Consider the following 12,646-nt stretch of genomic DNA (forward strand, 5'->3'; position numbering starts at 1 on the left):
CTCTTTTCAGGTCGCCGGCGTCGGCCGCTCCGGCGGCAGCTCGGCGATCGCCTTCATCTCGCGCTCGTGGCGCCATTCGATGACCGACTTGATCACCAGCGTGACGAGCGCCAGGATGGCCAGCAGCGAGGCCACCGCGAAGGCGGCCACCGACTGGTATTCGTTGTAGAGCACTTCGACGTGCAGCGGCATGGTGTTGGTCTGGCCGCGGATGTGGCCCGACACCACCGACACCGCGCCGAACTCGCCCATCGCGCGTGCGTTGCACAGGATCACGCCGTAGAGCAGCCCCCACTTGATGTTGGGCAGCGTCACGCGCCAGAAGGTCTGCCAGCCGGTGGCGCCGAGCACGATCGCGGCCTGCTCCTCTTCCGTGCCCTGGGCCTGCATCAGCGGGATCAGCTCGCGCGCGATGAACGGGAAGGTCACGAACACGGTCGCCAGCACGATGCCGGGCACCGCGAAGATGATCTTGATGTCGTGCGCCTGCAGCCAGGGGCCGAACCAGCCCTGGGCCCCGAACACCAGCACATAGATCAGGCCCGCCACCACCGGCGAGACCGCGAACGGCAGATCGACCAGGGTCGTGAGGAAGGCCTTGCCGCGGAACTCGAACTTGGCGATCGCCCAGGCGGCGGCAACGCCGAACACCAGGTTCATCGGCACCGCGATCGCGGCCGTGAGCAGGGTCAGGCGGATCGCGCTCCAGGCGTCGGGCTCCTTCAGCGCCTCGACGTAGGCGCCGAAGCCCTTGCGCAGCGCTTCGGCCGCGACCGCAGCCAGCGGCAGCACCAGGAACAGGAACATGAAGGCCAGCGCGACGCCGATCAGGGTGCGACGCACCCAGGCCGACTCGGTGGTGCCGGCCTGCGCGCGGCGGATGGTCCTCGAAGACGCGCTCATTGTGTGGCCTCCGAGCGGCGCCGCTTCCAGCCCTGCAGCCCGTTGATGACCAGCAGCAGCACGAAGGAGATCACCAGCATCACCAGCGCGACCGCGGTGGCACCCGCGTAGTCGTACTGCTCGAGCTTGCCGATGATGATCAAGGGCGTGATCTCCGAGATCATCGGCATGTTGCCGGCGATGAAGATCACCGAGCCGTATTCGCCGATCGCGCGCGCGAAAGCCATCGCGAATCCGGTCAGCAGCGCCGGCGTGATCGAGGGCAGGATCACCTTGGTGAAGGTCTGCAGCCGGGTGGCGCCGAGGCTGGTGGCCGCTTCTTCGAGTTCCTTTTCGGTGTCTTCGAGCACCGGCTGCACCGTGCGCACCACGAACGGCAGCCCGATGAAGATCAGCGCGATCACCACGCCCGCGGGCGTGAAGGCCAGCTTGATGCCCAGCGGCTCGAGGAACTGGCCGACCCATCCGTTGCCGGCCAGGAGTGCCGTCAGCGAGATGCCCGCGACAGCGGTGGGCAGCGCGAACGGCAGATCGACCAATGCATCGATGATCCGCTTGCCCGGAAACTTGTAGCGCACCAGCACCCACGCCACGAGCAGGCCGAACACCAGGTTCACCAGGGCCGCGATCAGCGAGGCGCCGAAGGTCAGGCGGTACGAGGCCATCACGCGCGGCGAGGTGACCGCCACCCAGAACTGATCCCAGCTCATGCCGACGGTCTTGATCACCAGCGCCGACAGCGGGATCAGCACGATCAGGCTCAGGTAGAGCACCGAGAAGCCGAGCGTCACGTGGAAGCCCGGCAGCACGCGCCGCGACACGCCGGTAGCGCCTGCGCGCGCGAGCGGCGCCGCCGCGGACGGCAGCGCCGAAGTAGCAGCACCGCTCATTTATTTGGCGCCGGGCGTGTAGAGCTTGTCGAACTGCCCGCCGTCGTTGAAGTGCACCTTCTGCGCTTCGCCGAGGCTGCCGAACAGTTCCTGCACCGTGAAGAGCTGTAGCGGCTTGAAAGTCGCGGCATTCTTCTTGAGCACCGCTTCCGAACGCGGGCGCAGCGCATGCTTGGCTGCAATCTCCTGCCCCTCGTCCGAGTACAGGTAGTCGAGGTAGGCCTTGGCGAGTTCGCCGCTGCCCTTCTTGTTGACCGTGCGCTCGACGATCGCGACCGGGTTCTCGGCCAGGATGCTGATCGAGGGGTACACCGCATCGACCTTGCCCGCACCGAACTCGCGGTCGATCGACAGCACTTCGGATTCGAAGGTGATCAGCACGTCGCCGATGCTGCGCTGCAGGAAGGCGGTGGTCGCGTCGCGGCCGCCACGGGCCAGGATCGGCACGTTCTTGAACAGCTTGCCGACGAACTCGGCCGCCTGGGCGTCGGTGCCGCCCTTCTTCTTCACGTAGCCCCAGGCCGCGAGATAGGCGTAGCGGCCGTTGCCACCGGTCTTGGGGTTCACGACCACGACCTGCACGCCGGGCTTGATCAGGTCGTCCCAGTCCTTGATGCCCTTCGGGTTGCCATTGCGGGTCAGGAACAGCATGGTCGAAGTGGTCGGCGATGCGTTGTACGGGAAGCGCTTGGGCCAGTCCTTGGCGACCACGCCCGCGTTGGCCAGGAAGTCGATGTCGGTCGAGGTGTTCATGGTCACCACATCGGCATCCAGGCCGTCGGCGACCGCGCGCGCCTGGGCGCTGGAGCCGCCGTGCGCCTGGTCGATCTTGACGTCCTTGCCCGTGGTCTTCTTGTAGTGCGCCACGAAGGCCGGGTTGTAGTCCTTGTAGAACTCGCGCGCGACGTCGTAGGAGGCGTTGAGCAGCGTCGACTGCGCGCAAGCCAGGCCGCTGGCGGCGAGCACCAGGGTGCCGATGAGGGTCTTGAATCTGGAAGTCATAGGTTCACGAAAGGTTCTAGTTTTCGGTGGGCGGCCATCAGCGTGGTCGGCTCGTCCGTCAGCGATTGGAGCAGCGCCAGGCCCAAAGGCCAGTCGCCGTGCCCGGATTCGATGTTGATGTGGCCGGCATTCTGCATCCGAACGAATTCGCTGCCCCAGGCCCGGGCATAGGCGCCCGCCAGCCGCACCGGGCAGAACGGGTCGTTGCTGCTCGCCACGAGGATGCTGCGGTAGGGCAGCTTGGCGAAAGGCACGGGAGCGAAATCGGTCAGCGCGGCGCGCCGCTCGGGGTCGGCCGGCGCCACCAGCAGCGCGCCGCCGATGCGCGCCGCGGCCGCCTCCGGCAGGTGCGTGGTGGCGATGCAGCCGAGGCTGTGGGCGACGATCACCACCGGGCCCGGGCACTCGAGCACCAGCCTCTCGAGCGCGCCCACCCAGGCGGCCCGGCTCGGCGTGATCCAGTCGTCCTGGACCACGCGCACGGCGCCCTGCATGCGCTCGGCCCAGAGGCTCTGCCAATGGCCGGGGCCGGAATCGCGCCAGCCCGGCACGATGACAATGGTCGGCTTGGTCACGCAGGCTTATTTGTTCGGCTGAGGCGTCAGGCGCAGGTACGGGCGCACCGCCTTGAAGCCCTTCGGGAAGCGCTCGGCCAGTTCGGCCGGGTCCTGCAGGCTCGGGATGATGACGACGTCGTCGCCGTCCTTCCAGTTCACGGGCGTGGCCACCTTGTGGCTGTCGGTCAGCTGCAGCGAATCGATCACGCGCAGGATCTCGTCGAAATTGCGGCCGGTGCTCGCCGGGTAGGTCAGCGTGGTGCGGATCGTCTTCTTCGGGTCGATGATGAAGACGCTGCGCACGGTCGCGGTGGTCGACGCGTTCGGGTGGATCATGTCGTACAGGTCCGCCACCGTGCGGTCGGCGTCGGCCAGGATCGGGAAGTCGACGGTGGTGTTCTGCGTCTCGTTGATGTCGCCGATCCATTCCTTGTGCTTGTCCGCCGGATCGATGCTGATCGCGATCGGTTTCACGCCGCGCTTGGCGAATTCGCCCGACAGCGCCGCGGTCTTGCCCAGTTCGGTGGCGCACACCGGCGTGAAGTCGGCCGGATGGGAGAACAGCACCACCCACGAATCGCCGGCCCACCGATGGAAGTCGATCGCGCCTTCGCTGGAGTCCTGGGTGAAATTGGGGGCGGTGTCGCCGAGTCGCAGGGTGGCCATGTTCGTTGGTTCTTGCTGGGATGGGCCGCCATTCTGCAAACCATCGCTTAAATGACAAACGAATATCTACTTGTTTGAATATGAGCTTTTGGACATAAGCGTCCTATTCCATCAAGTGGTGCGGTTCGGCGCCGTCCAGGTTTTCGACCAGGAAATCGATCAGCCGGCGCACCGCCGGCACCAGGGCGCGCCGCGCGGGGAACACGGCGTGGCAGATCCCGGGCGCCGGCCCCCAGCCCGGCAGCACCTCGAGCAGCTTGCCGGCGTTGATTTCCCGGCGGCACATGTAGTCGGGCAGCACCGACGCGCCGGTCCCCTGCACCACCGCGAACTTGAGCGTCAGCAGGTCGTCGGCCACGTAGCGCGGCGTGTGGGTGTGGACGAGCACCTTGCCGTGGGGCCCCTCGAGCCGCCAGCTGGCGCGGCCATCGCCGGTCGACATCGCGACGGTGTCGAGCTTTTCCAGGTCCGCCGGCGTCGCCACCGGCCCCTGCCGCTGCAGCAGATCCGGGCTCGCCACCAGGATGCCGCGGCTGACGCCGAAATTCTTGGCCACCAGCGTCGCGCTGTCCTCGATCGCCGGGCGCACGCGCAAGGCCAGGTCGACCCCCTCCTCGACCGGGTCGACCGGCCGGTTCATCACGCGCATCTCGACCCGGACCTGCGGATAGCGCCGAAGGAACTCGGGCAGCAGCGGACCGACGCTGCTCTGCGCCAGCGTGACCGGACAACTCAGGCGCACCGTGCCGCTCGGCTCGGTCTGGACCTGTGCGACCGCCTCGGAAGCCGCCTGCGCCGCGTCGCGCATCGCGGCGCAATGCTTGAGGTAGATCTCGCCCGCCGGCGTCAGGGACAGCCGCCGGGTGCTGCGCTGCATCAGCTGGACACCGAGCTGAGCTTCGAGCTCGGCCACCCGCCGCGACAGGCGGGACTTGGGGATGCCGAGCGCCCGGCTGGCGGCCGCGAAGCCTCCGCGCTCGGCCACCTCGGCGAAGAACACCATGTCGTTCAGGTCTTGCACGGGATGACTGTCCTATTTTTGGAACGAAGTAAGCCATTTTTACAGACTTATCATTCAATCGCCACAAAAATAGAATACTTCCAACGCCGACCGATTTCAGTGCCGGCGCTTTCAAGGAAAGCATTGATCATGAAGCTCCTGCACGTCGATTCCAGCGTCCTCGGTGGCCATTCCGTCTCCCGCCAACTCACGGCCGAAGTGGTGGCCGACTGGCGCAAGCTCCACCCGAACACGACCGTCGATTACCTCGACCTCGCGGTGGACACCCCCAACCATTTCAGCGCCGATGCGCTCGGCATCAAGGTCGGCGTCCAGGCCGAGCCCACCGAAGCCCAGCGCCGCGAGAACGAAGTCTCCGAGCGCCTGGTGAGCCAGTTCCTGGCGGCCGACGTGATCGTCGTCGGCGCCCCGCTCTACAACTTCACGGTGCCGACCCAGCTCAAGGCCTGGATCGACCGCCTGGCGCAGACCGGCCGCACCTTCAAGTACACCGACAAGGGCCCCGTCGGCCTCGCGACCGGCAAGACCGTGATCGTGGCTTCGAGCCGCGGCGGCATGTACTCGACCAGCGAAGGCGGCCAGGCGATGGAGCACCAGGAGAGCTACCTGAAGGTGGTCTTCGGCTTCTTCGGCATCACCGACGTGCGCTTCGTGCGCGCCGAAGGCGTCGGCATGGGCGATGCCGCCAAGGCTGCGGCGCTCGCCGCCGCGCGCGCCGACATCGCCGTGGCGACCGGTAAGGCGGCGAATCAGGACCAGGCCACCCTGGCGGCCTGATTCGGATCGGACGCTTGCGCGTCCGCATCAAGGAAGGGGCGGTCCGCATCCGAGCGACCCGCCCCTTTTGGCGTTTACTTCCCCGTGTGGGTTTTGATCCAGGCTACGTACCTGTCGACCCAGCCCTGCAGGAATTGCTTGCTGCCTTCGGCGATATGGCCCTTGTCGTCGAACAGGCCCTCCTTGTTCTGCAGGAAGACTTCGGGCTGGCCGAGCGTCGGCACGTCCAGGTAGGCCAGGATGCCGCGCAGATGCTGTTGCGCGACGGCGGTGCCGACGGCGCCGACCGACACGCCGACCACGCCCGCCGGCTTGCCGGCCCAGGCGCTCTGGCCGTAGGGCCGCGAGGCGTTGTCGAGTGCGTTCTTGAGGACGCCCGGAACCGAGCGGTTGTATTCGGGCGTGACGAACAGCAGGCCGTCCGCCGCGGCGACCTCGGTCTTCAGTCGCTTGACCGCAGGCGCCTGGTTGCCGTCTTCGTCCTGGTTGTACAGCGGCAGGTCGTCGATGCGTACATGCTCGAAGGTGAAATCCTCGGGCGCAAGATGCGCAATGGCGAGCGCGAGCTTGCGGTTCAGCGAATCCTTGCGCAGGCTGCCGATGACGACGGCAATTTTTTTCTGGCTCATGAAGACTCCTTGAGAACGGGTTGAGGGAATGGGACGATAGCTCAGGGCCGGCGCCGCTGCGGCGCGTTCTGCAGGCTGGCCTGCGACACGCTGGCCCCGGGCGGCACGTCATCGGTGATCCAGACGTTGCCGCCGATGGTCGCGCCCTTGCCCAGCGTGACGCGGCCGAGGATGGTCGCGCCGGCATAGATCACGACGTCGTCTTCCACCACCGGATGGCGCGGCAGTCCCTTCTGCAGATGGCCTTCGACGTCGGTCGGGAAGCGCTTGGCGCCGAGCGTGACGGCCTGGTAGATGCGCACCCGCTTGCCGATCACGGCGGTCTCGCCGATCACGACGCCCGTCCCGTGGTCGATGAAGAAGCCGGCGTCGATGCTGGCGCCCGGATGGATGTCGATGCCGGTCTGGCTGTGCGCGAGTTCGGCCGCGATGCGCGCGAGCAGCGGCAGGCCCAGGCCATAGAGCTGGTGCGCGAGGCGGTGGTGGATCATCGCCAGCACGCCCGGGTAGCAGAGCAGCACCTCGTCGACGCTGCGGGCCGCAGGATCGCCCTGGAAGGCGGCGAGCACGTCGCCGTCGAGCAGGCGCCGGATCGATGGCAGCGCCGCCGCGAACTTGCGCACCGCGTCGGTGGCTCGAGCGTCGATCTCGTCGCCACCGCCCGGCGCGTGGCGCGCCATGTAGCGCAGTTCGAGCCGCGCCTGGTTCAGCAGTGAATTGAGCGCCGCGTCGAGTGTGTAGCCGACGTAGAAATCCTCGCTCTCGTGGCGCAGTTCGGGCGGGCCGAGCCGCATCGGGAACAGCGCGCCCTTGAGCGACTCGACGATCCCGGCCAGCGCCTCGCGGGAGGGAAACTCGCGGCCGCCGGGCTCGCGCGAGCGCCGCTGCGCATCGCGCCACTCGTCGCGCGCATCGCGCAGCGCGCCGACGATCTCGCCGATATCGAACAAGGGCATGCAGACTCCTTCAATCGTGGGGGCATCGACGATGCATCATCGCGCAAGACCCCACGAACTGCGGGTCTTGGCCGCTCAGAACTGCTTTCTCAACTTGCTCCCGTCGACTTCCGCCAGCATGGTGAGCGGGATCTCGCGGCCCTTCACGATCTTCAAGTAGACGATCGACAGGCCGACGATCCAGATCACGCCACCGTACAGGGCGGGCCGGGAGGCCTCGTTGACACCGAGCAGGACGATGGTGAAGACCAGGAAGCCGATCGCGGCCGCCGGCGCGACCGGCCACCAGGGCACCGGAAACCGCAGCGCCCCAGCCACTTCCCGCGGCATCTTCCGCCGCATGCACCAGTGCGACAGCAGGATCATCAGCCAGACCCAGACCGTGGCGAACGTCGCCATGGCCGCCACGATGAAGAACAGGCCTTCCGGGTAGATCATGTGCAGCACCACGCCGGTCAGCATGGCGGCGAGCATCACGATCACCGGAATCACAGGCACGCCGGCCCGCGACACCGTGCCGAGCGCGTCGGGCGCATGCTTGTGCCTGGCGAGGCCATACATCATGCGCGCGGCCCCGAACAGGTCGCTGTTGATCGCGGAGACCGCGGCGGTGATCACGACCACGTTCAGGATATGGGCGGCCGACGTGATCCCGATGCTGCCGAAGATCTGAACCAGCGGACTGCTGGCGCCGGTGATCTCGTTCCATGGATAGATCGACATCAGCACGAACATCGTGCCCACGTAGAAGACCAGGATCCGCGCGGGCACGCTATTGATCGCCCGCGGCAGGCTTCTTTCGGGATCCTGCGCCTCGGCGGCAGTCAGGCCGATGATCTCGATGCCGCCGAAGGCGAACATCACGACCGCGAACGCCGACACGAATCCGAGCACGCCATTGGGAAACCAGCCGCCATGCGACCAGAGGTTGGCGATGCCCGAGGCCGCGTTCCGCACCACGGTGCCGTCGGAATGGGTCGACGTGTAGCCGAAGAAGATGATCCAGGCGCCGCCGGCGATCATCGCGCAGATCGCGACCACCTTGATCAGCGACAGCCAGAACTCCATCTCGCCGAACATCCTGACCGCGCACAGGTTCAGTTCGGCAATGATCAGCGTGATGCCGAGCGACCAAATCCAGGGCGGCACATCGGGGAACCAGAGCCCCATGTAGATCGAGAAGGCGATCACATCCGCGATGCAGACCAGGACCATCTCGATGATGTAGGTCCAGCCGGTGAGGAAGCCCGCCAGCGGGCTCAGGTAGTGGCTGGCATAGCCGCCGAAGGAACCGGGAAGCGGCTGGTGGAGGATCATTTCCCCCAAGGCCCGCATCACGATGAAGACTGCGGCACCGGCCAGCAAATAGGCGAAGATCACCGACGGGCCAGCCAGCTGTATGGCCTTGGCCGAGCCATAGAAAAGCCCGGTGCCGATCGCAGAACCCAATGCGATGAAGAGAATGTGGCGGCGATTGAGTCCCTGCTTCAGTTCCTGGTCTTGTGTGTTGCTCATTCTTGTTTCTCCCTCGTGATTTGGCTGTGGTGCGGATCAGGCAAGGACCATAGGTTCGCTTTCGATCGGAAGGTGAAAGGTGCGGCCGGCGACAAGGCGCGGCTGCGCGCGCGACGGTGCCCCGGGTACCGGGAACGGACACGTGGGAGGCGAAGCCGCTCGCGCGCTGGGCCGGCGACAGCTCAGCTGCCGGCTTCGGCGGCGGTGGATGGCGTGGAAACGGTCAGCGCGCTACAGCGGCGGCAGAACGGGTGATCGGCGCAACGAGGCCGGATCGCACGAAAGCGCACGAAAGCGCGCGGATGGGGCCGGCGTGCGTTGCGTCGTGACCGACGACAAGCGCTCGTGCATTCGGTGGCATTCGCCACGCGTTGTCTGGTGCATTGCTTCCACTCCCTGGATGAGTCTCCACGCCTGTGCCCAGATCGATTCGCCGAGCTTCAGACGCGATTCGAGCACCCGCGGGTGCTCGAATGAATGCAGATGGTAGATGCTCAAGCCCGCGAAAGCAATCGGCGACGCTTTCGAGGACTTGAGCGGGCTCACAGCTTCGCGATCGACACCTCCGTCGACTTCACCAGCGCCACGACGTCGGAGCCGGGCTTGAGCTGCAGTTCGTCGACCGAGCGCGTGGTGATGACCGAGGTCACGATGCCCCACGCGGTTTCGACGTCGACTTCGGAGACGACGTCGCCGCGGATGATCTCGCGCACCTTGCCCTTGAACTGGTTGCGCACATTGATGGCCTGGATGGACATGGAAGACTCCTTCGGGTTGGAAATGGGATGGATCAGCAATGAATGAACGGGGTCACACGGCCCAGCGCAGCACATGCGCCGGCCCGTCGGTCCAGCGGATGTCGTTGGCCGGCTCGGCGTCTGCGTCCGCCGGCTTCTGCAGCACCCGGTCGAGGATGCGTTTCTCGATCGCCGCGAAGGCTGCGTCGCCCTGCGACCGTGGCCGTGCCAGCGCGATGTGTTCATCGAGCGCGATGCGGCCGTCCTCGATCAGGATCACGCGATCGGCCAGCGCCACCGCTTCCTGCACGTCGTGCGTGACCAGCAGCGCGGTAAAGCGGTGGCGCAGCCACAGGCGCTCGATCAGGCGATGCATCTCGATGCGGGTGAGCGCGTCGAGGGCGCCCAGCGGCTCGTCGAGCAGCAGCAGCCGCGGCTGATGCACCAGCGCCCGGGCCAGCGCGACCCGCTGGCGCTGGCCGCCCGACAGACGTGCCGGCCACTCGCCGCGGCGCTCGGCCAGGCCCACCTGCGCCAGCACCTCCTCGCCGCGTGCCCGCCCCGCCTCGGGCAGGCCCAGCACGACGTTGTCGAGCACGCGCCGCCATGGCAGCAGGCGCGCTTCCTGGAACATGATCCGCGTGTCGTCGTGCAGACCGTCGACGGCCTGGCCCTCGACCTGCAGCGAACCTGCCGTTGCCTCTTCGAGACCGGCCACCAGGCGCAGCAAGGTGCTCTTGCCGCAGCCGCTGCGGCCCACGATCGCGATGAACTGGCCGGGTTCGATGGCCAGCTGCGTGTTGCGCAGCACCTCGCGCTCGCCGTAGCGTTTGCTCAAGGATCGGATGTCGAGGCGGACGCCGCCTGCATCGCCGGCGTGTGTTTGCTGAAGCCGCGCACTCATTTCGTCACTCCCGTCACTCCGTAGGCCGGATGCCAACGCAGCCACCAGCGTTCAAGACCGCGCGCGAACAGGTCGGCCAGCTTGCCGAGCAGCGCGTACAGCAGGATGCCCACCAGCACGATGTCGGTCTGCAGGAACTCCCGCGCATTCATCGTGAGGTAGCCGATGCCCGACTGCGCCGAGATGGTCTCGGCCACGATCAGGATCACCCACATGAGGCCCAGCGAGAAGCGCAGGCCCACGAGGATCGAGGACATCGCGCCCGGCAGGATCACTTCCCGGTAGAGCTGCCAGCGCGTGAGGCCGTAGGTGCGGCCCATCTCGATCAGTTGCGGATCGACATTGCGGATGCCGTGGAAGGTGTTGAGGTAGATCGGGAAGAACACCGACACCGCGATCAGGAACAGCTTGGCCGATTCGTCGATGCCGAACCACAGGATCACCAGCGGGATCAGCGCCAGCGCCGGAATGTTGCGCACCATCTGCAGGGTCGAATCGAGCAGCGTCTCGGCGAATCTCACCGAGCCGGTCAGGAGGCCCAGCGCGAGCCCGAGTCCGCCGCCGATCACCAGCCCGGTCAGCGCCCGTGCCGCGCTCACCTTGACGTGGGTCCAGAGTTCGCCCGAGGCCGTGAGCCGCCACGCAGCCTTGACCACGTCGATGGGCGCCGGCAGCACGCGGGTGGAGAGCCAGCCGAGCGACGACGCGGCCTGCCACGCGACGACCAGCGCGACGGGCACCAGCCACGGGACCAACCGCCGGGCGACGCCGATGGCGAAGCCCCTGGCGGCATCCAGCGAGGGCGCGGCCACGGGCAGGGCCTGTACTTGTTGATTCATGCGTGTCCTTCAGCTCTGGGAGACGAGCCGCGAAGGCGCATCGAGATTGGCGACCGCTTCGCCGAATGGCCCGCCCGGCACCGGGCCCGGCAGCCCCGGGCGCCGCTTGCGCGGCAGCAGCGGGAACACCAGCTCGGCGAAGCGATAGGACTCCTCCAGGTGCGGGTAGCCCGAGAGGATGAAGTGGTCGATCCCGAGCGCTGCGTATTCCTCGATGCGCGCCGCGACGGTCTTCGGATCGCCCACCAGCGCGGTGCCTGCGCCGCCGCGCACCAGCCCGACGCCGGCCCACAGGTTGGGGCTGATCTCGAGCTCCGCACGGGTGCGCCGGGCGCCGCCGGCGTGCAGCGCGGCCATCCGGCGCTGGCCTTCGGAATCCATGCGCGCGAAGGCGGCCTGGGCGCGGATCACGGTCTGGTCGTCGACCCGGCTGATCAGCGATTCGGCGGCCCGCCAGGCTTCGTCCTCGGTCTCGCGCACGATCACATGCAGGCGGATGCCGAACTCCACCGCCCTGCCCTTGCGATGCGCTTGCTCCCGCACGTCCGCGATCTTCTTCGCCACCTCGGCCGGCGGCTCGCCCCATGTGAGGTACGCATCGACCTGCTCGGCCGCCAGGTCGTGCGCCGCGGCCGACGAGCCGCCGAACCACACCGGCGGATGAGGCTTCTGGACCGGCGGGAACAGCAGCCTGGCGCCCTTCACGCGCAGGTGCTCGCCGTCGTAGTCGAAGCTCTGGTTGTCATGGCTGCGCGTGATGATCTCGCGCCAGATGCGGATGAACTCGGCCGACTGCGCGTAGCGTTCGGCATGGCCGAGGAACACGCCATCGCCCTCGAGCTCGGCCTGGTCGCCACCGGTCACGAGGTTCACCAGCAGGCGCCCGCCCGACAGCCGGTCGAAGGTCGCGGCCATGCGCGCGGCCAGGCTCGGCTCATGCAGCCCGGGTCGCACCGCGACCAGAAACTTGAGCCGCCGGGTCGCACCAATCAGGCTGGACGCGACGACCCAGGGGTCTTCGCACGAACGGCCGGTCGGAATCAACACGCCTTCATAGCCGAGCGAGTCGGCCGCGCCGGCGATCTGCTGCAGGTAGTCCAGGTCGACCGCGCGCGCGCCCTCGGTGGTGCCGAGGTAGCGGCTGTCGCCGTGTGTGGGCAGGAACCAGAAGATTTGCATCGGAATTCTCAGTCAGTGGAGGACAGGGAAAAACTGCTGCGCAGTTTCTTGGTCTGTCCCGCAAGGTTTTT

14 protein-coding genes are annotated in these 12,646 nt (G+C 67.1%); 1 reads left to right on the top strand and 13 read right to left on the bottom strand.

Translation table 11 applies throughout. The annotated features are described in order from the left end of the window. Positions 1–6: 6 nt before the first annotated feature. The 6 genes from cysW to AC1D2O_RS08855 form a co-directional block, all read right to left on the bottom strand. Positions 7–903, bottom strand: coding sequence for a sulfate ABC transporter permease subunit CysW (cysW, locus tag AC1D2O_RS08830; protein ID WP_478092293.1), 897 nt, complete (start codon positions 901–903; stop codon positions 7–9). After that, positions 900–1,793, bottom strand: coding sequence for a sulfate ABC transporter permease subunit CysT (gene cysT / locus AC1D2O_RS08835; protein WP_478156744.1), 894 nt, complete (start codon positions 1,791–1,793; stop codon positions 900–902). Before cysT ends, cysW begins: the two co-directional genes overlap by 4 nt. Beyond that, positions 1,794–2,795: a sulfate ABC transporter substrate-binding protein gene (locus AC1D2O_RS08840; RefSeq protein ID WP_478092297.1), complete on the bottom strand. Its 1,002-nt coding sequence runs from the start codon at positions 2,793–2,795 to the stop codon at positions 1,794–1,796. Then, entirely contained in the window at positions 2,792–3,370 is a 579-nt protein-coding gene (locus AC1D2O_RS08845; RefSeq protein WP_478092298.1) for an RBBP9/YdeN family alpha/beta hydrolase, read from the bottom strand. Before AC1D2O_RS08845 ends, AC1D2O_RS08840 begins: the two co-directional genes overlap by 4 nt. A 6-nt stretch (positions 3,371–3,376) precedes the next feature. Beyond that, positions 3,377–4,018 carry a peroxiredoxin gene (locus tag AC1D2O_RS08850; protein ID WP_478092299.1) on the bottom strand — a complete coding sequence of 214 codons (642 nt, stop codon included), beginning with the start codon at positions 4,016–4,018 and terminating at the stop codon, positions 3,377–3,379. 103 nt (positions 4,019–4,121) lie between these two features. Then, positions 4,122–5,039, bottom strand: a complete 918-nt coding sequence (locus AC1D2O_RS08855) for a LysR family transcriptional regulator (RefSeq protein WP_478156745.1) — start codon at positions 5,037–5,039, stop codon at positions 4,122–4,124. Positions 5,040–5,168: 129 nt separating this feature from the next. Here AC1D2O_RS08855 and AC1D2O_RS08860 point away from each other — a divergent pair, with 129 nt between their 5' ends. Continuing rightward, entirely contained in the window at positions 5,169–5,816 is a 648-nt protein-coding gene (locus AC1D2O_RS08860) for an FMN-dependent NADH-azoreductase (RefSeq protein ID WP_478092303.1), read from the top strand. Positions 5,817–5,890: 74 nt separating this feature from the next. Here AC1D2O_RS08860 and AC1D2O_RS08865 read toward each other — a convergent pair whose 3' ends face one another. The 7 genes from AC1D2O_RS08865 to ssuD all read right to left on the bottom strand — a co-directional run bounded on the left by AC1D2O_RS08865 (position 5,891) and on the right by ssuD (position 12,575). Continuing rightward, complete coding sequence (locus AC1D2O_RS08865; protein WP_478156747.1) at positions 5,891–6,445, bottom strand: NADPH-dependent FMN reductase; 555 nt, start codon at positions 6,443–6,445, stop codon at positions 5,891–5,893. Between the two features lie 41 nt (positions 6,446–6,486). Further along, positions 6,487–7,401 carry a serine O-acetyltransferase EpsC gene (gene epsC, locus AC1D2O_RS08870; protein ID WP_478094240.1) on the bottom strand — a complete coding sequence of 305 codons (915 nt, stop codon included), beginning with the start codon at positions 7,399–7,401 and terminating at the stop codon, positions 6,487–6,489. A 75-nt stretch (positions 7,402–7,476) separates the two neighbouring features. Further along, positions 7,477–8,916 carry an amino acid permease gene (locus tag AC1D2O_RS08875; RefSeq protein WP_478094238.1) on the bottom strand — a complete coding sequence of 480 codons (1,440 nt, stop codon included), beginning with the start codon at positions 8,914–8,916 and terminating at the stop codon, positions 7,477–7,479. A 542-nt stretch (positions 8,917–9,458) separates the two neighbouring features. Continuing rightward, positions 9,459–9,674: a TOBE domain-containing protein gene (locus tag AC1D2O_RS08880; RefSeq protein WP_028250350.1), complete on the bottom strand. Its 216-nt coding sequence runs from the start codon at positions 9,672–9,674 to the stop codon at positions 9,459–9,461. A 52-nt stretch (positions 9,675–9,726) separates the two neighbouring features. Continuing rightward, a complete protein-coding gene (locus tag AC1D2O_RS08885) occupies positions 9,727–10,557 on the bottom strand; it encodes an ATP-binding cassette domain-containing protein (RefSeq protein WP_478091411.1) in 831 nt (276 codons plus the stop codon). Next, entirely contained in the window at positions 10,554–11,396 is an 843-nt protein-coding gene (gene ssuC / locus AC1D2O_RS08890; protein WP_478091412.1) for an aliphatic sulfonate ABC transporter permease SsuC, read from the bottom strand. Before ssuC ends, AC1D2O_RS08885 begins: the two co-directional genes overlap by 4 nt. 9 nt (positions 11,397–11,405) lie before the next feature. After that, positions 11,406–12,575, bottom strand: coding sequence for an FMNH2-dependent alkanesulfonate monooxygenase (gene ssuD / locus AC1D2O_RS08895; RefSeq protein WP_478091414.1), 1,170 nt, complete (start codon positions 12,573–12,575; stop codon positions 11,406–11,408). Between the last annotated feature and the right edge of the window lie 71 nt (positions 12,576–12,646).

This window comes from Variovorax sp. P1_G12 (assembly GCF_056405555.1).